Below are 23774 nucleotides of genomic sequence, written 5' to 3'. Positions count from 1 at the left end.
ACCTGACGAGCCCAGATCTGACGAATTTGGAGCCGTGACGGTTAGTCTCTGCCCATGACAGCGATCACCGACGCCCTGCGCATCACCCGCTCCGTGCGCCTCGCCGACATCGACCCGCGCTCGACGCCCGGCTTCGCCGGCGACAAGCAGGCCGGCGCGGTCGTGCTCGCCGCAGGAGCCGAACCGCTCGCCGACCTGCAGGAGCGACTCTTCGCGGCAAGCCGGGCAGGCGATGAGCGCTCGGTGCTGCTGATGGTGCAGGGGATGGACACCGCCGGCAAGGGCGGCATCATGCGGCATGTGGTCGGGCAGGTCGACCCGCAGGGCGTCGCCATCAAGGCGTTCAAGGCGCCGAGCGCGGCCGAGCGGCGCCATGATTTCCTGTGGCGCATCGAGAAGGCGCTGCCGACGCCCGGCATGATCGGCGTCTTCGACCGCTCGCACTACGAGGATGTGCTCATCCACCGGGTGCAGGGGCTGACTCCCGCCGATGAGATCCAGGAGCGCTACGGCAAGATCGTCGAGTTCGAGCAGCAGATCGCCGACCGCGGCATCCGCCTGGTCAAGGTGATGCTGCACATCTCGCGCCAGGAGCAGGGCGCCCGGCTGCTCGAGCGGCTCGACCGCTCCGACAAGCACTGGAAGTACAACCCGGGCGACGTCGACGAGCGCGGCCACTGGGACGACTACATGGAGGCCTACCAGGTCGCCATCAACCGCACGGCCCGCGCATCCGACCCCTGGTACGTGGTGCCCGCCGACCGCAAGTGGTTCGCGCGGCTCGCGGTGCACGAGCTGCTCGTCGAGGCGCTCGAGGGGATCGACCCGCAGTGGCCCGCCGCAGACTTCGACGTGGCGGCCGAGCGCGAGCGGCTGCTCGCCACCGGCGACGTGCCCGTGCCCGAGGCGGCGCAGGGCGGGAGCACGAAGGCCAAGCAGGACAAAGGTGAGAAGCCCGAGAAGCCCAAGCAGGGCAAGAAGAAGGACAAGCAGAAGGACAAGCAGGACAAGCGGGCGAAGCAGGAGCAGCGCGAGCGGTCCCAGTAGGACGAGCAGCTGCGAGCGGGCTACTGGCGCCCCGGCAACCGCTCTGCCGGCCGGGGCGTCTCCGGCCTGGCGGCAGGCAGCGGGTCGGCCAGCGCGTCGGTGATCGGGCGCAGCTTCACGCCCGTCTCGGCGAGCTCGGCGTCGGGGTCCGAGCCCGCGACGATGCCGGCGCCGGCGAACGCCCGGATCGCGCCGTCGGCGGCGATGTCCGCGCCGCGCAGGGCGATCACCCACTCCCCGCCGCCGCTGCCGTCGATCCAGCCGACCGGGCCGGCGTAGCGGCCCCGGTCGACGCCCTCGAGCTCGCGGATGAGCTGCAGCGCGGCGAGCCGCGGCGTGCCGGCCACCGCAGCGGTCGGGTGCAGCAGCGCCAGCACGTCGAGCGTCGAGTGCTCGCCCAGGGTGCCGGTGACGTCGGTCGCCAGGTGCCACAGGTTCGGCAGCTGCAGCGGGAACGGCTCGGACGCCCGGGCGTCCGGCGCGAGCCGCCGCAGCACCTCGATCGCCGACGAGGCCGCGAAGCGGTGCTCGCGCATGTCCTTGTCGCCCGCTGCGAGCGACTCGGCGATCTCGGCATCGAGCGCAGGCGTCGCCCCGCGGGCGGCGGTGCCGGCGAGCACGCGCGAGAAGAAGTGGCCCTGGTGGGCGGCGATGAGCGTCTCGGGGCTCGCGCCGATCAGCCCGTCGACGGCGTAGGTGACAGCATCCGGGTAGCGCTGCACGAGGCCGACGGCGACCGAGCGCACGTCGCCGCCCGGGGGCAGCTGACCCACCCGGTCGCGCGCCACCACGATCTTCTCGGCCTCACCGGCACGGATGCGCTCGGTCGCCTCGGCCACGACCGTCCGGTAGCGCGCGGCATCGATGGCGCCGTCGCGCAGCTCGACGCGCACCTCGTCCACCGCGGTCGGGTGCAGCCGTCCCTGCTCGCCGATCCAGGTCACCCACTCGTCGTCGCCGCGCCGGCCGACGACCGCCTGCGGCACGATCAGCACGCTCGTGGCGGCGGAGGCGTCGTCGAAAGCGAAGGCGCCGAAGGCGATCAGCCCTGTGCCGGGGACCCCGACCGCGTCGTCGACGTCTGCGGCCTGCGCGACGCGACGCCACGCATCCGCCGCGTCCGTGAACCGCGAGGGGCCGTGGAACTCGAGCCGCAGCGCCTCACCGCGACCGACGATGCCGTCGGCGCCGCGACGGACGGCCAGCGGCGCGCGCGGGTCGGCGTGCTCCAGCAGGCGCCCGAGCTCCATGCGCTCGGAGCGCACCCGCAGGCGTGGCATAGCGGCAAGCCTACCCAGGCGATCGCTCGGCCACGGGAGCCTAGGATGGTGGGGTGAACCGAGCTGACCTGCAGAAGGACCCCGAAGAGGTCGCGGGCATGTTCGACGCGACGGCCAAGCGCTACGACCTGCTGAACTCGCTGCTCTCCGGCGGCAACGACCGGCTCTGGCGCATCCACATGCAGCGCGCTGTGCGGCCGCAGCCGGGCGAGCGCATCCTCGACGTCGCGGCCGGCACCGGCGCCTCGGCGGCGCCGATGGCCAAGGCGGGCGCGCTCGTCACCGCGCTCGACATCAGCCACGGCATGCTCGAGGAGGGACGCAGGCGCCACCCCGACATCGAGTTCGTGCACGGCTCCGCCGAGGAGCTGCCGTTCGACAGCGACTCGTTCGACGCCGTCACGATCTCCTTCGGGCTGCGCAACGTGCAGAACCCGCGCGCAGCCCTGAGCGAGTTCTTCCGGGTGCTGAAGCCCGGCGGCCGCCTGCTGATCTGCGAGTTCTCGCAGCCGCCCGTCGGCGTCGTGCGCAGGAGCTACGAGCTCTACCTGCGCACCGTGCTGCCCGGCATGGCGATGGCCGCCAGCAGCAACCCGGAGGCCTACCGCTACCTGGTCGAGTCGATCGCCTCGTGGCCCGAGCAGCAGATGCTCTCGCAGTGGATCCGCACGGCCGGCTTCACCCGCGTCGCGCACCGCAACCTAACGCTCGGCGTCGTCGCGCTGCACCGCGGCCGCAAGCCCACCGAGGTCACCAGCGCCATGCGGCTCGCGCGCCACGCGCAGCAGGAGGAGCAGGGCGCTTGATGCCTTCGGTCACCTCGGCCTTCGGGCTCCGCGGGCCGCACTTCGCGACGCCCGCCGACAAGCGCGTCATCGACGCCGTCGACAGCGGGCTCGAGCGGCTCGAGGTGCTGCTCGATGAGCACCTGCAGGTCGCAGACCCGGTGGCGGATGCGGCGGCCCGGTACCTGAAGGAGGCCGGCGGCAAGCGCGCCCGGCCGCTGCTGCTGCTGCTCGCCGCCCATCTGGGCCGGGGCATCGACGATGAGGTGCTCGCCGCCGCAGAGGTGGTCGAGATCACGCACCTCGCGAGCCTGTACCACGACGACGTGATGGATGAGGCGGAGACCAGGCGGGGCGTGCCGGCCGCGCACATCGCCTGGAGCAACTCGGTCGCCATCCTCGCCGGCGATCTGCTGTTCGCCCGCGCCGGGGCGGTCTCCGCGCCGCTGGGCACCGAGGTCGCGCAGCTGCAGGCACGCACCTTCGAGCGGCTCTGCCTCGGCCAGCTGCACGAGACGCTCGGGCCGGGCGAGGCCGACCCCGTCGCGCACTACCTGCAGGTGCTCAGCGACAAGACCGGCTCGCTCATCGCGGCGGCCGCCGAGCTCGGCGTGCTCGTCAGCGGCGCCGACGCCGGCTACCGCGAAGCGCTGCGCGACTTCGGCGAGCGCATCGGCGTGGCCTTCCAGCTGGTCGATGACGCGATCGACCTCTCCGATGACCCCGAGACCGGCAAGGATCGCGGCACCGACGTGCGCGCCGGCGTGCAGACGCTGCCCGTGCTGCTGCTGCGCGCTCGCGACGACGCGGCCTCCGCCGCCCTCGTCGCTCGGCTCGAGTCGCCGGCCGACGAGGCCGAGCTGACCGCCGCGATCGCCGAGCTGGCCGAGCATCCCGTCGTCGACGAAGCGCTCGCCGAGGCCGACCGCTGGCAGCGGCAGGCGCTCGAGGCGCTGCAGGTGCTGCCCGCCGGCACCGTGCGCCGCGCCCTCGAGGCCTTCGCCAAGCACGTCGTCTCGCGCACCCGCTGAACCCGCACACCGCACACATGGGCGGCGCCGCCGCCACGCACGCTGAAGGAGAACCGTGAGCGCACCGCTCCGCATCGCCGTGGTCGGCGCCGGCCCCGCCGGCATCTACGCCGCCGACATCCTGAAGAAGGCCGCCGCCGAGCACGGCCGCGAGACGTTCATCGACCTGTTCGAACAGCTGCCCGCGCCCTACGGGCTCGTGCGCTACGGCGTCGCCCCCGACCACCCGCGCATCAAGGGCATCATCGCGGCGCTGCGCGAGGTGCTCGAGTCGGGCACCGTGCGGCTGTTCGGCAACGTGCGCTTCGGGCAGGACATCACGGTCGAGGACCTGCAGCGGCTCTACCACGGCGTCATCTTCGCCACCGGCGCCACGAAGGACGCGCCGCTCGAGATCGACGGCATCGACCTGCACGGCTCCTACGGCGCCGCTGACTTCGTCTCCTGGTACGACGGCCACCCCGATGTGCCGCGCGAGTGGCCGCTGGAGGCCAAGGAGATCGCCGTGATCGGCAACGGCAACGTCGCGCTCGACGTGGCGCGCATGCTCGCGAAGCACCCGGAGGATCTGCTGCCCACCGAGGTGCCCGACAACGTCGTCGAGGGCCTGGGGGCATCCCCGGTCACCGACGTGCACGTGTTCGGCCGCCGCGGCCCGCTGAGCGTCAAGTTCACGCCGCTCGAGCTGCGCGAGCTGGGCGAGCTGCGCGACGTCGACATGATCCTGCACGACGAGGACTTCGGCGTCGACCCCGACGAGGAGACGCTCAAGCAGAACAAGCAGATCCTCGTCATCTCACGCGTGCTCGAGCAGTGGCGGCAGCGCGAGACGGGTCAGGCCAGCCGGCGCCTGCACCTGCACTTCTGGTCGCGCCCCGACGCGGTGCTCGGCGACGGCAGGGTCGAGGCGCTGCGCGTCGAGCGCACACGGCCGACCGAGGAGGGGCTCGAGGGCACGGGCGAGTACCGGGAGATCCCGGTGCAGGCGATCTACCGCGCCGTCGGCTACTTCTCCTCGCCCCTGCACGACGTGCCCTTCGACGAGCGCCGCGGCGTCATCCCGAACATCGCCGGCCGGGTGCAGGACGGCTCGCGCCCGGTGCCGGGCATGTACGCGACGGGCTGGATCAAGCGCGGCCCGGTGGGCCTCATCGGGCACACGAAGTCCGACGCGAAAGAGACGGTCGAGCAGCTGCTCGGCGACGAGCACTCATGGTGGAGCCCCGAGGACTACGACGCGGATGCGGTGCCGGCGCTGCTCGCGGAGCGTGCGGTGGCGTGGACCGACATCGCCGGCTGGATCCGCCTCGACGACCATGAGAAGGCGCTCGGCGAGCCGCACGGCCGCGAGCGCATCAAGGTCGTGCCGCGCGACGAGATGATCGCCGTCTCCCGCGACCAGCGCTGACTTGGAGCTCGAGCTCGGCGGCTACCTGCTGATCGCCCTCGCCGCGGTGGGCGGCGGCGCGATCAACGCGGCGGCCGGCGGCGGCACGCTCATCACCTTCCCGGCGATGCTCGCCGCCGGCATGAGCCCGCTCGCGGCCAACATGACGTCGTCCATCGGCATGCTCTTCGGCACGCTCGGCGGCGCCTGGAGCTACCGCGCCGAGCTGCGCCGCCAGCGACGCCGGTTCATCGTGAATGCGCCCTTCGCCGCCATCGGCGGGGCGCTCGGCGCGGTGCTGCTGCTGCTGACCCCCTCCGACGCCTTCACCGAGATCGTGCCGTGGCTCGTGCTCGCGGCGGCTGCGCTGTTCGCCGTGCAGCCGCTGGTCGCGAAGCGGCTGAAGCGCGATCCCGCCGACGGCTTCGACACCGAGTCCACCGGCGGGTGGCCGACCAAGGTCTCGTTCGTGCTGATCGGCATCTACGGCTCCTACTTCGGCGCCGGCATCGGCGTCATGATGCTCGCGATGCTCGGCCTGCTCATCCACGACTCGCTGCAGCACCACAACGCGCTGAAGAACATCGTGGCCGGCGTCATCAACGGCACGGGCGCCGTCATCCTGGCGTTCTCGCCGCTGGTGCACTGGGGCGTCGTGCTGCTCATGCTGGCGGCCTCGCTCGTCGGCGGGTTTGCGGGCGGCTGGCTCTCGCGCCGCGTGCCGAGCTGGGTGCTGCGCGTCGTCGTGATCGCCTTCGCGCTCGGCGTGGCGCTGACGATGCTGCTGACGTGAGCGCTCCAGCGCCGCCTCGACCGCTGCGCCTGCGATACTCGATCTCGCAACCCAGTCTTTGATGATCCATCGGAAGGACCGACATGTCGACCGAACAAGCGGGCACGACCGAGAACCGGTTCTTGCTCTGGCTCAAGCGCAAATGGCTCGCGATCATCCTGGTGGCGCTCGTCGTCTTCGTGGTGATTCAGAACGGCCTCGTGACCGGCACCGCGACCGTCGCGGTCCTCTGGGCCCAGATCTCGCTCCCGACCTGGCTCCTGGTCGTCATCCTCGTCCTCATCGGCGCGATCGTCGGCTGGATGTTCGCGCGCAACAGAGCGGCCCGCAACCGCCGTCGGTGAACGCGGCTACTGCAGCGCCGAGGTCAGGCGCGCGATGCTGTCGAACGCCTGCGCGATGCGGGGCCGTGCCATCCACGACTCCAACGTGAGCTGCGACGACTGCCGCCGGTACCCATCCGCCATGCCCTGCAGCTGCGCGACCATCGACGCGCCCTCGATGAGCATCGACACCTCGAAGTTCAGACCGAACGAGCGCATGTCGATGTTCGACGAGCCGATCACCGAGACGTGCTCGTCGAAGGTCATGAACTTCGAGTGCAGCACGGTGGGCTTGGCGAACAGGGTGATCTTCACGCCCGCCCGCAGCAGCTCCTCGTAGTACGAGCGTTGCGCGTGGTAGGTCCAGAACTGGTCGCCGATCTCGCTCGCGAACAGCTCCACCTCGATGCCGCGCATGGCCGCAGAGGTGATCGCGTAGCGCATCGCCTCGTCCGGCACGAAGTAGGGGCTGACGATCGTGATGCGCCGCTCGGCCGCGTGCACGAGCTCGAGGAAGATGCGCAGGTTGATCTCGCCCTCGAAGCCGGGGCCTGAGGGCACGACGGATGCGTTGAGGTCGCCGTGGGTCTCGGGCGTCTCGGTGGCGAGCTCCACCAGCTCGTTCGTCTCGGCCCACCAGTCCGACCAGAAGAGCACGCCGAGCGCGCGCACGGGCTGGCCGGTGAACTCGACCCAGGTGTCGCGCCACTGCAGGCCGCGGCGGATGTTCTTGCGCCACAGGTAGGAGGGGTCGATGAGGTTGAGCGAGCCGGTGAAGCCGACGCGGCCGTCGATGACGACGAGCTTGCGGTGGTTGCGCAGGTCGGGCCGCTGCCACTGGCCGCGCCAGGGCCGCAGCGGCAGCATGTCGCGCAGCTCGGCGCCCATCGCCTCGAGCCTCGCGACGGTCTCCTTGCGGCGCGGGTAGCGCGCGCTCGTCAGGTGGTCGACGAGCACGCGCACGGTCACGCCGCGGGCAGTCGCCCGCTCCAGTGCGGCGAAGAAGACCTCGGTGCGCTCGGAGGCGACGAGCAGGTAGAACTCCACGTGCACGAAGCGCTCGGCCTCGTCGATGCGACGGGCCATGGCGTCGAGCTGCGAGTCGAACTCGCCCCACACGACGGCCTCGGTCGGCCCGACGTGCGGCATCGATGAGAGCGTGCGGTTGAGCGCCACGATGCCGGGCAGCCACTCGGGGCTGACGGGCTGCGGCTCGACGTCGTCGATGTCGAGGGTGCTCTCGCCGATGAGCTCCTGGATGGCCGACATCTTGGTGCGGCGGCCCTTGGGCAGCCGGTTGTTGCCGAGCGTGCCGAACACGATCCAGCCGGCGATCGGCTGCACCATGATGATCAGCAGCCAGGCGATGGCCGAGGCCGGCCGGCGGTTGTAGGGCACGACGACGAGCGCGGCGAGCCGCAGCGCGACGTCGACCACGACGTAGAGCGCGGTGAGCGCCTGGGTGAGGGTCAGCTCCACGGGGTCACGACGGGCACGCCCTGCTCAGCGGAAGTTGAGGAACTGCAGGTCGATGTCGAAGTCGGCGCCCTTGAGCAGCGCGATCGTCGCCTGCAGGTCGTCGCGGCTCTTCGAGCTCACCCGCACCTCGTCGCCCTGGATCTGGCTCTTGACCGACTTCGGCCCCTGCTCGCGGATGAGCTTCGTGACCTTCTTGCCGTCCTCGGTCGAGATGCCGTCCTTCAGGGCGATCTCGATGCGGAACTCCTTGCCGGAGGGATAGGGGTCGCCCTGCTCGAGCATCTTGAGCTCGATGCCGCGCTTGATGAACTTCGTCTGCACGACGTCGAGCACCGCCTTCACGCGCTCCTCGGAGGTCGCCTTCAGCAGCACCTTGTCACCGCTCCAGGAGACGTCGGCACCGACGCCCTTGAAGTCGTAGCGCTGCTCGACCTCCTTGCGCGCCTGATTGACGGCGTTCTCCGCCTCCATCTTGTCGACCTTGCTGACCACATCGAACGAGGAATCTGCCATGCCCCGATCCTACGCATCCTCGCCGCGAGCCGCGGATCTCCGGGTGCTGGACCCCTCCGGGATCCGGGGTCCCGTTCGAGCGGGTCCCAGGATCCGGAACGGGTCCGGGAACGCGGCCGCTGCGCGAACGACGAAGCCCCGCTCGATGGCGGGGCTTCGGATCGTGGCGAGTGAGGGATTCGAACCCCCGAAGGCTGAGCCGTCTGATTTACAGTCAGATCCCTTTGGCCGCTTGGGTAACTCGCCATGGCCAGACAAGGCCGCCGTCCAGCATACATGGCTGCCGGGCGGCCCGACGACCTCGGCGGCAGGGGGGGGGCGGCGGTAGATTCGAGGCATGAGCGAGCTCCACGACCTGCTCGTCGGCCTCGCCGTCGACGCCGCCACCCTCGCCAGGAGCCGCCGCGAGGCCGGCGTGACGATCGCCGCCAGCAAGTCGAGCCTGGTCGACATCGTCACCGAGGCCGACCGCGAGGTCGAGCGCCTGGTGGTCGACCGCATCCGCGCCGCCCGTCCCGACGACGGCATCCTCGGCGAGGAGGGCACGAGCATCGCCGGCACCTCAGGGCTCACCTGGGTGATCGACCCGATCGACGGCACCGTCAACTACCTCTACGACATCCCCGCCTACGCGGTCTCGATCGCGCTGGTGGAGGGCGATCCCGACCCGAAGACCTGGCATGCCATCTCGGGCGCGGTCGTCGACGCCGCGACCGGCTCGCTGTACGAGGCGCAGCGCGGCGCCGGCGCCAAGCAGGACGGACGAGAGATCAGGGTGGCGGATGCGGTGCCCGCCGAGGTCGCACTGGTGGGCACGGGGTTCGGGTACGACGCGCACCGCCGTGAGCGGCAGGCCGCCGTGGTGCAGGGGCTGATCGGCTCGGTGCGCGACATCCGCCGCATCGGCTCCGCGGCGCTCGATCTCGCCTTCGTCGCCAGCGGCAGGCTGAACGGCTACTTCGAGCGCGGCCTGCAGCCTTGGGACATGGCCGCCGGCGCGCTGCTGGTGGAGGAGGCCGGCGGTCACGTGCGCGGCTGGGAGGGCGCTCCCGCCAGCAGCGACTTCCTGCTCGCCGCGGCTCCCGCACTCGCCGACGAGCTGGCAGCGCTGCTCGCGCCGCTGCGCCCGCACGAGGTGTAGCCGACCCCGTCGCGGGCCGTCGCGGGCCATCACGGGCCATCACGGGCGTCGCGCCCGACGCCACCGCCGACTGCGCGCGAGCCGCATCCCTTGCCACGCCGTTCTCATTCCGTTGCCATTGACGGTCGGACGTCGCGAAGTGCGCGCCCCCAGCGCGTCCTTTGCACCTGACTGGCCGTTCATGCGAATATCGAACACGGCAAGGCCGCCAGTCGCCCGTTGGAGCGCTGCCCGGCCCCATTGCACCCAGATCTGCAGGACGGCCGAAGCGTGACCCACCCCACCCGACGAGCACTGCGCTCGTCTGCTGTGGACGCCGCGCGACCCGTGAACGCACCGATCCCCACTCGCCGGGAGCTGCGCGATCGTGAGCGTGCCGCCGACGCGATCGCGCTCACCGCAAGCGAGGCGCGCGCAACCGAGCGGGTCACCGTCGTGCAGGGTTCGGCGCCGCTGTACACGAGCCGCCGCGCGATGCGGGAGGCGGCGACGCGCGTCGCCCGCGACCTGACGGTCAGCATCGCCGAGCAGACCTACACGGCCCCGATCATCACCGTCGACGCGCCCTCGCTCGGCAACGGCGGCGACAGCGTGCCCGGCGTCCGCCCCGCTCGTCCGTTCGTGCCCCGCGTGGTGCGGCAGCTGCCGATTGCGCCGCCCTCGAGGCCCGCCCGCAGCGTGCGGCGCATCGCGCAGAAGATCACCGCCGGCGGCGCGCTGCTGTTCATCGGCTCGCTCGTCGTCGTCACGTCGCTGCCCGCGCAGGCCGTGCAGCCCACCGCGGGCCTCGACCCCGAGGTCGCGCAGATCCACGATCTGCAGACGCTCGAGAGCGTCTCCACCGAGACCACCAGCTACTTCGCGCGCGACGACATCACGGTCAACGACCAGGTCGCCGCGGCCCGCATGTCCGAGGGCGAGCGGGCGGCCTACCAGGCGGTCGCCGACAGCGAGACCCCCGGTGCCTCGTACACGGGCGAACCGGCCCTCCCGCAGGTGTGGCAGATGCTCGACACGGGCTTCGTGCAGACGCCGTTCCCGACCATGGACCAGGTGCCCATGTCGAGCCAGTTCGGCTACCGGCCGGGCGGCTTCCACGGCGGCAGTGACCTGACGCCGGGCATCGGCACCGACGTGCGCCCGATCGCCAACGGCGTCGTCTCGGCGGTCTGGCAGGGCAACAACCCCGGCGGCGGCGGCTACGCCGTCTTCATCGACCACAACATCGACGGCGAGTTCGTGCAGTCCTGGTACGCGCACATGCTGCCCGGCTCGATCAACGTCGAGGTCGGCCAGGTCGTCGACATCTCCGACATCATCGGCCAGGTCGGCAACTCCGGCCGCTCGACGGGCCCCCACCTGCACCTCGAGCTCAAGAACTCCGACTACGTCTCGTTCGACCCGATGCTCTGGCTGCAGTCGCGCGACATGAACCTCGAGTACCGCTGAGCCGCCAGCACCCCGAGACCTCAGACGCGAAGAAGCCCGGCCGCTCGGCCGGGCTTCTTCGCGACGATAGGGCTAGCTCGTCCTGACCCAGACCACCTCGTCGGCGGCGAGCGAGGCCGCATCCAGCGGCGACGAGGTGAGCAGTATCTCGCCGCGCGGCACATCCACCGCGTCGTGCCCGAGGTTCGCGACCACGGTCACGGTGCCATTGCGGAAGGCCAGCGCGGTCGGGCCCACATCCAGCCACTCCAGCTCGCCCGTGCCGAGGCCGAGCTCGCGACGCAGCCGCAGCGCGAGGCTGTACATCTCGAGCGTCGAGCCGGCGACATCCGCCTGCGCGTCGCGTGCGAGCGCCGCCCACTCGGGCGGCTGCGGCAGCCAACTCTCGCCGGTGCTGCTGAAGCCGTAGGCCGGCGCGTCCGACTCCCAGGGGATCGGCACGCGGCAGCCGTCGCGACCCCACAGCTCGCCGTCGGTGCGGTGGAAGGTCGGGTCCTGCCGCTGCTCGGGCTCGATCGCCGTCACCTCCGGCAGGCCGAGCTCCTCGCCCTGGTAGACGTAGGCGCCGCCGGGCAGCGCGAGCATGAGGGCGGTCGCCGCGCGGCCGCGCCGCAGCGACACCGTCGGGTCGGCCTTCGACTCGGACGTCGGCCCGATGCCGGCGCCGTGGGGCGGCGGCGGCACCAGTGCCAGGCGGGTGCGGTGCCGGATGGTGTCGTGGTTCGAGAGCACCCAGGTCGGGGGAGCGCCGACGGCGCCGAAGGCCTCGATCGACTCGTCGATCACCTGCCGCAGCTGCTTCGCGTTCCACGGCGTCTCGAGGTAGACGAAGTTGAACGCCTGGTGCATCTCGTCGGGCCGCACGAAGCGGGCCATCTTCTCGAGCGGCTGCACCCATGCCTCAGCGCACAGCACCCGGTCGCCTTCGTACTCCTCGAGCACCTCGTGCCAGCGGCGGTAGATCTCGTGCACGTGCTCCTGGCCGAAGTACGGCGAGTCCATCGAGCCGGCGGCCACCATCTCCTCGTCGATGTCGGGCAGCCCCTCGGCCTTCGCGTTGCCGTGGGCGACGTCGACGCGGAAGCCGTCGACACCGCGGTCGAGCCAGAAGCGCAGCACGTCGACGAACATGTCGCCGACCTCCGGGTGGTTCCAGTCGAAGTCGGGCTGCGAGGAGTCGAACAGGTGCAGGTACCACTCGCCGTCCGGCACGCGCGTCCAGGCGGGCCCGCCGAAGACGCTCTGCCAGTTGTTCGGCGGCTGCTCGCCCGCAGAGCCCTTGCCCTCACGGAATATGTAGCGCTTCCTGGCGTCGCTGCCCTTGCCGGCCGCCAGGGCTTCCTTGAACCACTCGTGCTGATCGGAGGAGTGGTTCGGCACCAGGTCGACGATCACCCGCAGGCCGAGTGCGTGCGCCGTCTCGAGCATCCGGTCGAAGTCGTCGAGCGTGCCGAAGAGCGGGTCGACGTCGCGGTAGTCGGCCACGTCGTAGCCGGCGTCCTTCTGCGGCGAGCGGTAGAAGGGGCTGAGCCAGATGGCGTCGACGCCCAGCTCGGCCACCTGCGGCAGGCGCGAGGCGATGCCGGCCAGGTCGCCGATGCCGTCGCCGGAGGCGTCGGCGAAGGAGCGCGGATAGATCTGGTAGATGACGGCGGAGCGCCACCACTCGGCGCCGGGGGCGCTGGTGCTCGCAGGCGCGACGGGCTGCTTCGAAGGATCAGTCATGCGCCCAGGCTATGCGGATGCGTCGGCTCGCGCACGAGGGCACGGTGCGTCCCGCGCGCCACGCGCCGCCGAGCCGCTCGATTGTCACGACTTGCCAACGATTGCCGCCGCGAGGGTGCGGGGACTTGCGCGTGCATGCGCCCTGCGGCCACTATGAGCCGGGCCTTGCCGCCGACGCCCGTCGGGGGAGGCGCCCCTACAGCTGGAGGAAGGCACCATGAAGCACAGCAGCCTCATGAAGGCGGTCGGCGTCGGCGCACTCGCGCTCACGCTCGCGGCATGCTCGGGCGGCGGCACGCCCGCACCCACGGAGGGCGGCGGCGAGTCCGAGGCGCCCCAGGCGGGTGGCGAGCTCGTCATCTGGATGGACCAGAACCGCGCGGATGCGCTCGAGGACGTCGTCGCGACGTTCGAGGAGGAGACGGGCACCACCGTCGAGGTGATCGTGAAGGACTTCGGCGCGATCCGCGACGATCTGACGACCCAGGCCCCCTCCGGCGAGGGCCCCGACGTCGTCGTGGGCGCGCACGACTGGATCGGCAAGCTCGTGCAGAACGGTGTCATCGCCCCGGTCGAGCTCGGCGACATCGCCGGCGACTTCGAGGACGTCTCGATCCAGGCCATGACCTACAACGGTGCCGTCTACGGCGTGCCCGTGTCGATCGAGAACATCGCGCTGGTGCGCAACACCGACCTCGCGCCCGAGGCGCCGGCCACGTGGGACGAGCTGGTCTCCACCGGTGAGGCCGCCGTCGCTGCCGGCGACGCCGAGTTCCCGCTGCTGGTCGGCATCGACCCGAACAACGCCGACCCGTACCACCTGTACCCGATGCAGGCATCGTTCGGCGGCCCGGTGTTCGGCATGAACGAGGACGGCTCCTACAACCCCGACGATCTGCAGATCGGCAACGAGGGCAACGTCGAGTTCGCCGGCGCGCTCGCGGAGTGGGGCGCATCCGGCCTCATCAACCTCAACATCTCGCAGGACATCGCCAAGGAGCAGTTCGCGAACGGCGCCTCGCCGTACACGATCACCGGTCCCTGGAACCTCACCGCCTTCGAGGAGGCGGGCGTGAACTACGCGATCAGCGAGATCCCTTCGGCCGGTGGCGAGCCCGCCACCCCGTTCGTCGGTGTGCAGGGCTTCATGGTCTCGCAGTACGCGAACAACCCGATCGTCGCGGCGCAGTTCCTCACCGAGTACATCGCCAGCGACGAGGCGCAGACGGCCATCTTCGAGTCCGGTCAGCGCGCGCCCGCGCTCTCCTCGGCCTTCGAGGCTGCGCAGTCGAACGAGGATGTCGCCGCCTACGGCGCCGTCGGCGCCGAGGGCGTGCCGATGCCGAACATCCCCGAGATGGACGCCCTGTGGGCCGACTGGGGCACGACCGAGGCGCAGATCATCAGCGGCGACGCCGCTGACCCGGCTGCAGCCTGGACGTCGATGGCCGAGAAGATCCAGAGCACGCTCGACGGCTGATCCTGATGATCCGGCGGCCGGCTCCTGGCGGGGCCGGCCGCCGGATCCTCTGCCCCACCCCGCCTGAGGCTCAGGCAGTCCGATCGCCTACGAGGAGACCGAGTGACGACGACGTCCGCAGCCGAGCGCCCCACGGCGCCGAAGCGAGGCATTCACCATCAGCCGCCGAGCATGAAGGTGCTCGTCGTCAAGATCCTGCTGCTCGCCATCGTCGACGCGGTGGCGGTCTTCGCGATGACGGCGCTGTTCTTCCAGCGCGACTGGCTGGTGCTCACGATCGTCGCGCTGGCGACGCTGCTGGTCAACGTCATCTACCTCAACCCCGGCATGCTGCCGGCGAAGTACCTGACGCCGGGGCTGATCTTCCTCGCCCTCTTCCAGGTCTTCGTCATCGGCTACTCGATGTACATCGCCTTCACCAACTACGGCGACGGGCACAACTCCACGAAGGATGACGCGGTCGCCGCGCTCATCTCCCAGAACACCGTGCGCGTGGAGGGCTCACCTGCCTACCGCGTGCAGGTCGTCGAGGGGCTGCCGGGCCTCGGGCTGCTCGCGACCGCTCCCGACGGCCGAGTGCTGGTCGGCACCGCCGAGCAGCCGCTCGAGCCCGTCGACCCCGGTGCCGTCACGATGGACGGCCAGCGCGCGACGGCCGTCGATGGCTGGACCACCCTGCAGCTGCAGGACGTGCTGCAGCGGCAGCAGGAGATCGCGTCGCTGCAGGTGCCGCTCAGCGACGACCTCAACGACGGTTTTCTGCGCACCACGGATGCGACGAACGGCTACGTCTTCCAGTCGACCTACGTCTTCGACGAGGACGCCGACACGATGACCGACACCGTGAGCGGCACCGTCTACCGCGACCTGGGCGAGGGGCAGTTCCAGAGCGACGACGGGCAGGTGCTGGGCACCGGCTGGCAGGTCGGCGTCGGCTTCGAGAACTTCCTCTACCCGTTCCAGAATCAGAAGTTCGGCGAGGCGCTCATCTGGGTGACGATCTGGACCTTCGCCTTCGCGGTGCTCTCGGTCGGGCTCTCGTTCTTCCTCGGCCTGTTCCTGGCCCTCACCCTCAACGACCCCCGCATGCGCTCGCGGAAGGTCTACCGGGTGCTCTCGATCCTCCCGTACGCGTTCCCGTCGTTCCTGTCGGCACTGGTCTGGCTCGGCCTGTTCAACACCGAGTTCGGATTCTTCAACGAGGTGCTGTTCGGCTCCGCCGACATCCCCTGGCTCACCGAGCCCTGGCTGGGCAAGTTCTCGGTGCTGCTGGTGAACATTTGGCTCGGCTTCCCCTACATGTTCCTGGTCTGCATGGGGGCGCTGCAGTCGATCCCGGAGGAGCTGACCGAGGCCGCCACCGTCGACGGCGCCAACGGGTTCCAGGTCTTCGGCCGCATCAAGTTCCCGCTGCTGCTGGTCTCGACCGCGCCGCTGCTGATCTCGTCGTTCGCCTTCAACTTCAACAACTTCAACATCATCTACATGCTCACCAGGGGTGGGCCGCGAATGGCAGGGGTCGACGAGAACGTCGGCCACACCGATCTGCTGATCACGCTGGTCTACAAGACCGCGTTCGAGGCGGGCACGCGCGACTACGGCCTGGCCTCCGCGCTCGCGATCATCATCTTCATCATCGTGGCCGCCGTCTCGGCGATCTCCTTCCGCCAGACGAAGGCATTGGAGGATCTGAACTGATGAGCATCGACATCGATCCCATCGCCACCGACGAGCCGGAGCAGGCGCCACGCAAGGTGGTCCAGCCCAAGATGAGCTTCCGTAAGTGGGCGCGCGAGCTCGGCTGGCGCCATCTGATCGGCATCGCGGTGGTCATCTTCGCGACCTTCCCGATCATCTACGTGCTGAGCGCATCGCTGAACCCCACCGGCACGCTCACCGGCTCGAACGAGCTGTTCCGCAACCTCTCGTTCGAGAACTACGTCGACCTCTTCAGCGACCCCCGCCGGCCGTACGCGGCGTGGTTCATGAACACGATGATCGTCGGCATAGCGACATCCGTCGGCACCGTCTTCCTCGGCGCGCTGGCCGCCTACGCGTTCAGCCGGATGCGCTTCACCGGCCGTCGCGTCGGGCTGCTGAGCCTCATCCTCGTGCAGATGTTCCCGCAGCTGCTCGCCGTGGTCGCCATCTACCTGCTGATGCGCGGCATCAGCGACATCTTCCCGTTCATCGGCCTCGACTCCCTCATCGGCCTGATCATGGTCTACCTGGGCGGCGCGCTGGGCGTGAACACGTACCTCATGTACGGCTTCTTCAACACCATCCCCGCCTCCATCGACGAGGCCGCGAAGATCGACGGCGCCGGTCACGCCCGCATCTTCTTCACCATCATCCTGCGCCTGGTCGCGCCCATCCTTGCCGTGGTCGGGCTCCTGTCGTTCATCGGCACCACCAGCGAGTTCGTGATCTCGTCGACGCTACTGACCAGCCCCGACAAGCTCACGCTCGCGGTCGGGCTGTTCCGGTACGTCTCGGAGGAGACGAACTCGAACTACCCGATCTTCGCGGCCGGCGCGGTGATCGCCGCGATCCCGGTGATGGCGCTGTTCCTCTATCTGCAGAAGTACATCGTCGGCGGGCTCACCGCCGGTGCCGTCAAGTAGTTCCGCCGCGCGCGCCGCCGGTGTGGCACAGTGGGGCCGTCCCACCAGCACCGCGGCAGGAAGCAGGCAGGCGATGACCGTCACCAAGGCACCGATCGACCGGGGTCGGTTCTCGAACAAGACCGTCTTCATCATGGCGGCGATCGGCTCGGCCGTCGGCCTCGGCAACATCTGGCGCTTCCCGTACGTCGCCTACGAGGGCGGCGGAGGGGCGTTCATCCTGCCCTACCTGGTGGCGCTGCTGGTGGCGGGCATCCCGCTGCTGCTGCTCGACTACGCGGTCGGCCACTCGGGGCGCGGCTCCGCGCCGCTGTCGTTCGCGCGCATCTCGCGCAAGCTCGAGTGGATCGGCTGGTGGCAGGTCGCCATCTGCGTGGTCATCGCCGTCTACTACGCGGCGATCCTGGCCTGGGCGATCCAGTACACCGGCTTCTCCTTCACGCAGGCGTGGGGCGACGACCCGGAGGCGTTCCTGTTCCAGGAGTTCCTGCAGGCCGGCGACCCGGGCGTGACCCTCCAGTTCGTGCCTGCGGTGCTGATCCCGATGGCGATCATGTGGGTCGTCGTCATCGCGATCATGGCCCTCGGCGTGCAGAAGGGCGTCGGTGCGACATCCGTCGTCTTCATCCCGATCCTGCTGATCGTCTTCATCGCGCTGGTCATCCAGGCGCTCATGCTCCCGGGTGCCATGGAGGGCCTGCAGACGCTGTTCCAGCCCGACTGGGCGGCGCTCGCGAACCCGGCGGTGTGGGCGAGCGCCTTCGGCCAGATCTTCTTCTCGCTCTCGGTCGGCTTCGGCATCATGATCACCTACGCCAGCTACGTCGGCCGCAAGGTCGACATGACCGGCTCCGGCTTCGTGGTCGGCTTCGCCAACTCGGGCTTCGAGCTGCTGTGCGGCATCGGCGTCTTCTCGGCGCTCGGCTTCCTCGCGCAGTCCTCGGGCCTCGCCGTCGCCGATGTGGTGGCCGACGGCATCGGCCTCGCCTTCGTCGCCTTCCCGGCGATCATCTCGCAGGCGCCGCTGGGGGCGCTGCTGGGCGTGCTGTTCTTCGTCTCGCTGGTGCTCGCCGGCTTCACGTCGCTGATCTCGATCCTCGAGGTGGTCATCTCGGCCGTGCGCGACAAGCTCGAGCTCGGCCGGGTGCAGGCGACGCTCATCGTCACGATCCCGCTGGCGCTCATCAGCATCCTGCTGTTCTCGACCACCAGCGGCGTCTACGTGCTCGACATCGCCGACTACTTCATCAACCGCTTCGGCATCCTGCTGGCGGCGCTGGTGGCGATGGTCGCCATCGCGTGGGGCGCGCGCAAGGTGCCGTGGTTCGCCGAGCACATGAGCCGCTACGGCTCGATCAGGCTCGGCGCCTGGTGGCGGGTGCTGGTGATGGTGATCACGCCGATCGCGCTCGTGATCATGCTCGTGCTGGAGACGATCACGGCGATCACGGTGCCCTACGGGGGCTACCCCGCATGGATGCTCGGGCTGTTCGGGTGGGGCGTGGCCGGCGCCGCGATCGTCGCCGGCGTGCTGCTCTCGCTGACCAGATGGAAGCCCGCGACGCCGATGGAGGCGCCGGAGCACGACGAGGAGGTGGTCCGATGAGCGGCGACGCCATCGCGATGATGGTCCTGGCCATGGTCGTCCTGTGGGGCGGTCTGGGGGCGGCGATCGTGAACATCGTGCGATTCAAGGGCCGCGAGCCGCAGCAGACGATGCGCGACCTGTGACGCGGATGTCCTAGCGTGGTCGGGTGCTCCAGCCCCACCACGACGGTTCCGCCCTCCACGTCTCGACCCTGACGCCCGCCCTCGGCGAGACCGTCAGGGTGCGCCTGCGCATCCCCGTCGCGCACGACACCCCGCTCGAGGTGCTCGTGCGCTCGAACCCCGACCGCGAGCCCTTCTTCAACAAGGCCGTGCACATCGGCACCGTCGGCGCCTACCACTGGTGGGAGGCCGAGATCCGGGTCGCGAACCCGGTGCACCGCTACCGCTGGCTCGTGCACTACGAGTCGGGCCACACCGACTGGGTCAACCAGGAGGGCGTGCACGGCATCGAGTCGCGCGACGACGCCGACTTCGCGCTCGTCGCGCATGAGCCGCCCCCGGCGTGGGCGACGGATGCGGTGCTCTACCAGGTCTTCCCCGACCGGTTCGCGCGCTCCCAGCAGGCGGCGACGCATCCGACCCCCGACTGGGCAGTCGTTGCCGAGTGGGACGAGCCGGTGATCGGCTCGGGGCCGGGCGTCTCGACGCAGCTCTACGGCGGCGACCTGCCCGGCGTCGAGGCGCACCTCGACCACCTCGTCGAGCTCGGCGCCACCGTGCTGTACCTGACCCCGGTCTTCCCGGGCGACTCGAACCACCGCTACAACGCCTCCACCTTCGACCACGTGGACCCGCTGCTGGGCGGCGACGAGGCGCTCATCTCGCTGGTCGAGGCGGCGCACGCGCGCGGACTCAAGGTGCTCGGCGACCTCACCAGCAACCACACAGGCGACACGCACGCGTGGTTCGTGGCGGCGCAGGCGGATGCGGCGGCGCCGGAGCGCGACTTCTACTACTTCCACGAGGGCGGCACCTACGCGGCCTGGCTCGGGCACGGCTCGCTGCCGAAGCTGAACTGGAACTCGCAGGAGCTGCGCGACCGGTTCATCGAGGGGCCCGACTCGGTGGTCGGCAGGTGGCTGAGGCCGCCCTACTCGTTCGACGGCTGGCGCATCGACGTGGCGAACATGACCGGCCGCTACGAGGGCGACGACCTGAACGCCGAGGTGCGGCAGATCATCCGCCGCACCATGATCGACATCAACCCCGACACGCTGCTGCTGGGGGAGTCGACCAACGACGCGACCGATGACTTCCAGGGCGACGCGTGGCACGGCGCGATGACCTACGCGAACTTCACCCGGCCCGTGTGGGGCTGGCTGTCGGTGCCCGGCTCCGCGGCCTTCGGCGGGCTCGGCATGGCGCGCTCGGTGATCCCCTCGTACACGGGCGTCGACCTGCACGCGCAGCACCAGCGCTTCATCGCGGGCATCCCGTGGCGCACGCGCCTGCACAACATGAACGCGCTCGACACGCACGACACCCCGCGCTTCGCCACCAACGCGCTGCCGGGCGCGGTGCCGGCGGCCCTCGGCATGGCCGTGTCGCTGCCGGGCATCCCGGTCGTGTGGGCGGGCGACGAGCTCGGTCTGACGGGCGTGAACGGCGAGGACTCGCGCACCCCGATGCCGTGGGAGTCGCTGGCCGAGCATGCCGGCTCGATCGCGCTCTACCGCGAGCTGCTCGCGCTGCGGGCGGCCCAGCCTGCCCTGCGGGGCGGGGGGATGCGGTGGCTGCACGTGGGCGAGGAGGTGCTGGTCTGGGTGCGCGAGGGCACCGGGTCGAGCGTGCTGTGCGTGGCCGCCCGCGGCTTCCACGACGTGGTCATCGAGGAGGGCGACGTGTGGCTCGAGGGGGAGCCCGAGCGGCTCTTCGGCGACGGCGGCGTGAGCCTGTTCGGCGACAGCGGGCTGCGGCTGACGGGCGCGGGCCCCGCGTTCGCGGCGTGGGCGCTGCCGGGCGTCGAGGTGCCCAGCACCGACGGCGACGAAGAGCTCGCGCAGCAGGCGCTGCTGGACGAGAACGCTTCCCAGGATGCCGCGCTGTCGCACGGCGAGCCCGCCGCGCCGACCCTCACCGCGGCCTGGAGCAAGGACACGCTCGAGAAGGAGTGAGCACCGCGCCGCCGCTCGATCTCAACGTGCCACGTGCTGCTTTGCCGCACCGTGTGCGGCGAGTGCGCACCTGACACGTTGAGATTGTTGGTCAGCGGGTGCGCATCCTCGCCCAGATGTCGCGCAGCGACCAGTCGAGCCGCGGCTGCTGGAAGGCGTAGCCGCTCGCCAGCAGCTTCCCGGGCGCGACCCAGCGGCTCTTGAGCAGCAGCTCGCTCTCGGTGCGCAGCAGCCAGGTCGCCGGTTCGAGCACGAAGCGCGGTGCCGGGATGCCGATGGGCATGCCGACCGTCTGCCGCAGCAGCCGCATGAGCTCGGCGTTCGTGGAGGCTTCGGGAGCGGCGAAGTTCACCGGGCCGACGATCGAGGGCGTCGCCTCGATGTGCCGCACGGCGCCCACGACGTCGTCGATGTGGATCCACGAGAAGCGCTGGCGACCGCGCGTGCCGCGCCCGCGGCTGGGCGCCGTCGCCTCCCCGCTGCCGCGGTCGGCGGCGAGGCCCCGGTAGCGGTTGTGGGGGAACCACCAGCCGTCGATCTGCGGCCCGCCGAGCCCCAGCCGTGCGAGCCGGAACAGCAGCCGCGTCGCCTCGCTGTCGTGCCCCAGTGCGATCGTGGTGCGCATCACCGCCTTCCGGGTCGCCGGCGCGTCGGCGAGCTCGAACTCGCGCTCCCAGGCGCGCGCGACGTCCTCCGAGAAGCCCTGCTGCCCGGCGGGGTCGTCCTCCGTGTGCGCGTGCGTCGTGGAGTGCGCGTAGGCGGTGGCGGTCGACTGATTCAGCCAGAGCGCCGGGGGAGCGGCGGCGCGGGCGACGGCCTCGCCCAGCTCGCGCGTCGTCTGCACGCGTGAGCGCAGGATCTCGTTCCTGGAGGCGTCGTCGTAGCGCGCATGGACCGGCTTGCCGGCCAGGTTGACGAGCAGCGCGGCGCCGTCGAGCACCCGGGTGAGGCCGTCTGCGTCGCCCCACACCGCATCCGCCGCACTGCCTCTGCCGATGGTGCGCACGGTGCGGCCCTCGCGCCGGAATGCGGCGCTCAGGTGGCTGCCGATGAAGCCGGATGCTCCTGCGATGACGACGTCGGTCATGGTGCCTCTCCGGGGTGCGATGGCCTTCCACGCGATGCTATGATCGTTCGGTTGCCTAGACGGCTTCGCCCCGGTAGCTCAGTGGTAGAGCACTTCCATGGTAAGGAAGGGGTCGCGAGTTCAATCCTCGCCCGGGGCTCGCGCTTGCTTGATGCTTCGTGCTTGGGCGAGCGTATCTGGCGGGGTAGCTCAGTTGGTGAGAGCGCACGACTCATAATCGTGAGGTCGCGGGTTCGAACCCCGCCCTCGCTACCGTCAGGGAAGGCCCGGCTTCGGTCGGGCCTTCTGCGCTGCCGGCGCTGGCCGGCTGAGATGTGCACGCGAGCCGGCGGGCAGTGGGCCCAACTCGCGCGATTCCGCGCCGGGCGTGGCCGCGCGCGTGCACATCTCAGCCCCGCCGGCCGCGTCGCTAGGCTGGGCGCGTGCCAGTGAACCCCGAGCTCCAGGGCAGGCAGTACCCGCCCACAGCCCCCTACCTCGTCGGCCGCGAGAAGGTGCGCGAGTTCGCGCGCGCCGTGCAGGCCACGCACCCCGAGCACCTCGACGTCGAGGCCGCGCGCGCCGCCGGCCACGCCGACGTGATCGCGCCGCCGACCTTCCCGGTCGTCATCCAGCAGCTCACCTGGAACCAGCTGCTCGACGACCCGGAGGCCGGCATCGTGCTCGAGCGCATCGTGCACGGCGACCAGCGCTTCACCGCCACCCGCCCGATCGTGGCGGGCGACGAGCTCACGGCGCAGCTGACGGTGACGCGCGTGCGCTCGCTCGGCGGCAACGACATGGTCACCTGCGAGACCGAGGTGACGGATGCGTCGGGCAAGCACGTGGTGACCGCCACGTCGTCGCTCGTGGTGGCGGGGGAGGCGGCATGAGCGGCACCGAGGCGGCGCGGTTCGCGCAGGGGGCATTCGAGCCCGGGCAGCTGGAGGTCGGCCAGGTGGTCGCCGAGCGCGAGCTGCGCGTCACGCGCGACAGCCTCGTGCGCTACGCCGGCGCCTCCGGCGACTTCAACGCCATCCACTACCGCGACGACGTCGCCGCGGCCGTCGGCCTGCCCGGCGTGCTCGCGCACGGCATGCTCACGATGGGTGCCGCGGTGCAGCCGGTGATCGACTGGGCCGGGCCCGCGCGCATCCTCGACTACCAGGTGCGCTTCACCCGCCCCGTGGTCGTCGACCCCGATGCGGGCGCGACCCTGCACGTGCTCGCGAAGGTCGGGCAGCTGGGCGAGGGCACCGCGCGCATCGACCTGACGGTGACCGCCGGCGAGCAGACCGTGCTCGGCAAGGCGCAGGTCGTCGTCGCGACCGACCGATGAGCGATGCCGCGATGAGCAGCGCCCTGCGCACCCTCGCCGAGGCGACCACGATGCGGGTCGGCGGCGAGGTCGCGACGTGGGTGGAGGCGACCACGCGCGACGAGATCGCGAGCACCTACGCCGCAGCGCTCGACGACGACTACACGCCGCACCTGCTGCTCGGCGGCGGCTCCAACACGGTCGCCTCGTCCGAGCCCTTCGACGGGACGGTCCTGCGGGTCGCGACCCGCGGCATCCGCACCCTTCCTGCCGCGCAGCGGCCGCACCGCCCGGCGGGCGAGGAGCCGCCGAGCGACGACTCCGTGGTGCTGCGCATCGAGGCGGGGGAGACGTGGGATGCGGTGGTCGCCCAGACGGTCGCCGACGGCCTGGCAGGGCTCGAGGCGCTCAGCGGCATCCCCGGCTCGGTCGGCGCGGCGCCGATCCAGAACATCGGCGCCTACGGGCAGGAGGTCGCGTCGACGCTGCTCGGCATCGAGCTGCTCACGCTCGACGAGGCCAGCGGCGACCTCACCGTGCGCGAGGTGCCCGCGTCCGAGCTGCGGATCGGCTACCGCGACTCGGCGCGCAAGCGGGGCGGGCTGCGG

At 70.8% G+C, this 23774-nt stretch carries 21 protein-coding genes, 3 tRNA genes and 1 pseudogene; 19 read left to right on the top strand and 6 right to left on the bottom strand.

Annotated elements, in window-relative coordinates:
• Positions 1 to 54: 54 nt before the first annotated feature.
• Positions 55 to 885: pseudogene (locus J1M46_RS08895) on the top strand (PPK2 family polyphosphate kinase); the annotation flags it as partial.
• Positions 886 to 1067: 182 nt separating this feature from the next.
• Here J1M46_RS08895 and J1M46_RS08890 read toward each other — a convergent pair.
• Entirely contained in the window at positions 1068 to 2327 is a 1260-nt protein-coding gene (locus J1M46_RS08890) for an isochorismate synthase (protein ID WP_206447478.1), read from the bottom strand.
• Between the two features lie 53 nt (positions 2328 to 2380).
• Between J1M46_RS08890 and J1M46_RS08885 the strand changes: the two genes are divergently transcribed.
• From J1M46_RS08885 to J1M46_RS08865, 5 genes are all read left to right on the top strand, one after another.
• On the top strand, positions 2381 to 3133 hold the full coding sequence (locus tag J1M46_RS08885; RefSeq protein WP_342384329.1) for a class I SAM-dependent methyltransferase: 753 nt from the start codon (positions 2381 to 2383) through the stop codon (positions 3131 to 3133).
• Entirely contained in the window at positions 3133 to 4143 is a 1011-nt protein-coding gene (locus tag J1M46_RS08880) for a polyprenyl synthetase family protein (RefSeq protein WP_206447477.1), read from the top strand. The genes J1M46_RS08885 and J1M46_RS08880 overlap by 1 nt, the downstream gene beginning before the upstream one ends.
• A 55-nt stretch (positions 4144 to 4198) precedes the next feature.
• The gene (locus J1M46_RS08875) at positions 4199 to 5551 is read left to right on the top strand and encodes an FAD-dependent oxidoreductase (RefSeq protein WP_206447476.1); all 1353 of its coding nucleotides are present in this window, start codon (positions 4199 to 4201) and stop codon (positions 5549 to 5551) included.
• A gap of 1 nt (position 5552) precedes the next feature.
• Positions 5553 to 6323 carry a sulfite exporter TauE/SafE family protein gene (locus J1M46_RS08870; protein WP_206447475.1) on the top strand — a complete coding sequence of 257 codons (771 nt, stop codon included), beginning with the start codon at positions 5553 to 5555 and terminating at the stop codon, positions 6321 to 6323.
• Between the two features lie 83 nt (positions 6324 to 6406).
• Complete coding sequence (locus J1M46_RS08865; RefSeq protein ID WP_206447474.1) at positions 6407 to 6667, top strand: lipopolysaccharide assembly protein LapA domain-containing protein; 261 nt, start codon at positions 6407 to 6409, stop codon at positions 6665 to 6667.
• Between the two features lie 6 nt (positions 6668 to 6673).
• Here the strand turns inward: J1M46_RS08865 and J1M46_RS08860 are convergent, their stop codons facing one another.
• From J1M46_RS08860 to J1M46_RS08850, 3 genes are all read right to left on the bottom strand, one after another.
• A complete protein-coding gene (locus J1M46_RS08860; protein WP_206447473.1) occupies positions 6674 to 8125 on the bottom strand; it encodes a phospholipase D-like domain-containing protein in 1452 nt (483 codons plus the stop codon).
• A gap of 24 nt (positions 8126 to 8149) precedes the next feature.
• Positions 8150 to 8638 carry a YajQ family cyclic di-GMP-binding protein gene (locus tag J1M46_RS08855; RefSeq protein WP_206447472.1) on the bottom strand — a complete coding sequence of 163 codons (489 nt, stop codon included), beginning with the start codon at positions 8636 to 8638 and terminating at the stop codon, positions 8150 to 8152.
• A 164-nt stretch (positions 8639 to 8802) separates the two neighbouring features.
• Positions 8803 to 8884: transfer RNA gene (locus tag J1M46_RS08850), tRNA-Tyr, on the bottom strand.
• A 91-nt stretch (positions 8885 to 8975) separates the two neighbouring features.
• Between J1M46_RS08850 and J1M46_RS08845 the strand changes: the two genes are divergently transcribed.
• A complete protein-coding gene (locus tag J1M46_RS08845) occupies positions 8976 to 9779 on the top strand; it encodes an inositol monophosphatase family protein (protein WP_206447471.1) in 804 nt (267 codons plus the stop codon).
• Between the two features lie 327 nt (positions 9780 to 10106).
• Positions 10107 to 11228 carry a peptidoglycan DD-metalloendopeptidase family protein gene (locus tag J1M46_RS15790; protein WP_206447470.1) on the top strand — a complete coding sequence of 374 codons (1122 nt, stop codon included), beginning with the start codon at positions 10107 to 10109 and terminating at the stop codon, positions 11226 to 11228.
• A gap of 72 nt (positions 11229 to 11300) precedes the next feature.
• On the opposite strand, the gene J1M46_RS08835 is transcribed toward J1M46_RS15790, so the two are convergent.
• Positions 11301 to 12953 (bottom strand): glycoside hydrolase family 13 protein, encoded by a 1653-nt coding sequence (locus tag J1M46_RS08835; RefSeq protein WP_206447469.1) that lies wholly within the window; start codon positions 12951 to 12953, stop codon positions 11301 to 11303.
• 217 nt (positions 12954 to 13170) lie between these two features.
• Here J1M46_RS08835 and J1M46_RS08830 point away from each other — a divergent pair, with 217 nt between their 5' ends.
• From J1M46_RS08830 to J1M46_RS08805, 6 genes are all read left to right on the top strand, one after another.
• On the top strand, positions 13171 to 14433 hold the full coding sequence (locus J1M46_RS08830; protein WP_206447468.1) for a sugar ABC transporter substrate-binding protein: 1263 nt from the start codon (positions 13171 to 13173) through the stop codon (positions 14431 to 14433).
• Between the two features lie 171 nt (positions 14434 to 14604).
• Positions 14605 to 16131: an ABC transporter permease subunit gene (locus J1M46_RS08825; protein ID WP_206447467.1), complete on the top strand. Its 1527-nt coding sequence runs from the start codon at positions 14605 to 14607 to the stop codon at positions 16129 to 16131.
• A gap of 71 nt (positions 16132 to 16202) precedes the next feature.
• Positions 16203 to 17057: a sugar ABC transporter permease gene (locus J1M46_RS08820; RefSeq protein WP_241249534.1), complete on the top strand. Its 855-nt coding sequence runs from the start codon at positions 16203 to 16205 to the stop codon at positions 17055 to 17057.
• Between the two features lie 73 nt (positions 17058 to 17130).
• Positions 17131 to 18663 (top strand): sodium-dependent transporter, encoded by a 1533-nt coding sequence (locus tag J1M46_RS08815; protein ID WP_206447465.1) that lies wholly within the window; start codon positions 17131 to 17133, stop codon positions 18661 to 18663.
• Positions 18660 to 18788: a methionine/alanine import family NSS transporter small subunit gene (locus J1M46_RS08810; protein WP_206447464.1), complete on the top strand. Its 129-nt coding sequence runs from the start codon at positions 18660 to 18662 to the stop codon at positions 18786 to 18788. Before J1M46_RS08815 ends, J1M46_RS08810 begins: the two co-directional genes overlap by 4 nt.
• A gap of 23 nt (positions 18789 to 18811) precedes the next feature.
• Entirely contained in the window at positions 18812 to 20782 is a 1971-nt protein-coding gene (locus tag J1M46_RS08805; protein WP_206447463.1) for an alpha-amylase family glycosyl hydrolase, read from the top strand.
• Between the two features lie 91 nt (positions 20783 to 20873).
• Here J1M46_RS08805 and J1M46_RS08800 read toward each other — a convergent pair whose 3' ends face one another.
• Positions 20874 to 21869: an epimerase gene (locus J1M46_RS08800; RefSeq protein ID WP_206447462.1), complete on the bottom strand. Its 996-nt coding sequence runs from the start codon at positions 21867 to 21869 to the stop codon at positions 20874 to 20876.
• A gap of 67 nt (positions 21870 to 21936) precedes the next feature.
• Here J1M46_RS08800 and J1M46_RS08795 point away from each other — a divergent pair.
• From J1M46_RS08795 to J1M46_RS08775, 5 genes are all read left to right on the top strand, one after another.
• Positions 21937 to 22008, top strand: a tRNA-Thr gene (locus tag J1M46_RS08795).
• 39 nt (positions 22009 to 22047) lie between these two features.
• Positions 22048 to 22121, top strand: a tRNA-Met gene (locus tag J1M46_RS08790).
• Positions 22122 to 22291: 170 nt separating this feature from the next.
• The gene (locus J1M46_RS08785) at positions 22292 to 22741 is read left to right on the top strand and encodes an FAS1-like dehydratase domain-containing protein (RefSeq protein ID WP_206447461.1); all 450 of its coding nucleotides are present in this window, start codon (positions 22292 to 22294) and stop codon (positions 22739 to 22741) included.
• Complete coding sequence (locus tag J1M46_RS08780; RefSeq protein WP_206447460.1) at positions 22738 to 23187, top strand: MaoC/PaaZ C-terminal domain-containing protein; 450 nt, start codon at positions 22738 to 22740, stop codon at positions 23185 to 23187. The genes J1M46_RS08785 and J1M46_RS08780 overlap by 4 nt, the downstream gene beginning before the upstream one ends.
• 11 nt (positions 23188 to 23198) lie before the next feature.
• Positions 23199 to 23774, top strand: a 576-nt coding sequence (locus J1M46_RS08775; protein ID WP_241249069.1) for an FAD-binding protein, incomplete at its 3' end; no start/stop codon positions are given.

It is taken from the genome of Agrococcus sp. KRD186, assembly GCF_017168255.1.
GTDB lineage: Bacteria > Actinomycetota > Actinomycetes > Actinomycetales > Microbacteriaceae > Agrococcus.
The sequence above is the reverse complement of the archived record's forward strand: the minus strand, read 5'-3'. Positions and strand labels throughout refer to the sequence as shown.

What these genes read in the sequence shown, in the direction of transcription:
- J1M46_RS08845 (WP_206447471.1), top strand. Translation starts at nt 8,976, where the DNA reads ATGAGCGAGCTCCACGACCTGCTCGTCGGCCTCGCCGTCGACGCCGCC.
- J1M46_RS08835 (WP_206447469.1), bottom strand. Translation starts at nt 12,953, where the DNA reads ATGACTGATCCTTCGAAGCAGCCCGTCGCGCCTGCGAGCACCAGCGCC.
- J1M46_RS08820 (WP_241249534.1), top strand. Translation starts at nt 16,203, where the DNA reads ATGAGCTTCCGTAAGTGGGCGCGCGAGCTCGGCTGGCGCCATCTGATC.
- J1M46_RS08800 (WP_206447462.1), bottom strand. Translation starts at nt 21,869, where the DNA reads ATGACCGACGTCGTCATCGCAGGAGCATCCGGCTTCATCGGCAGCCAC.
- J1M46_RS08830 (WP_206447468.1), top strand. Translation starts at nt 13,171, where the DNA reads ATGAAGCACAGCAGCCTCATGAAGGCGGTCGGCGTCGGCGCACTCGCG.
- J1M46_RS08880 (WP_206447477.1), top strand. Translation starts at nt 3,133, where the DNA reads ATGCCTTCGGTCACCTCGGCCTTCGGGCTCCGCGGGCCGCACTTCGCG.
- J1M46_RS08815 (WP_206447465.1), top strand. Translation starts at nt 17,131, where the DNA reads ATGACCGTCACCAAGGCACCGATCGACCGGGGTCGGTTCTCGAACAAG.
- J1M46_RS08890 (WP_206447478.1), bottom strand. Translation starts at nt 2,327, where the DNA reads ATGCCACGCCTGCGGGTGCGCTCCGAGCGCATGGAGCTCGGGCGCCTG.
- J1M46_RS08855 (WP_206447472.1), bottom strand. Translation starts at nt 8,638, where the DNA reads ATGGCAGATTCCTCGTTCGATGTGGTCAGCAAGGTCGACAAGATGGAG.
- J1M46_RS08780 (WP_206447460.1), top strand. Translation starts at nt 22,738, where the DNA reads ATGAGCGGCACCGAGGCGGCGCGGTTCGCGCAGGGGGCATTCGAGCCC.
- J1M46_RS08865 (WP_206447474.1), top strand. Translation starts at nt 6,407, where the DNA reads ATGTCGACCGAACAAGCGGGCACGACCGAGAACCGGTTCTTGCTCTGG.
- J1M46_RS08825 (WP_206447467.1), top strand. Translation starts at nt 14,605, where the DNA reads ATGAAGGTGCTCGTCGTCAAGATCCTGCTGCTCGCCATCGTCGACGCG.
- J1M46_RS08810 (WP_206447464.1), top strand. Translation starts at nt 18,660, where the DNA reads ATGAGCGGCGACGCCATCGCGATGATGGTCCTGGCCATGGTCGTCCTG.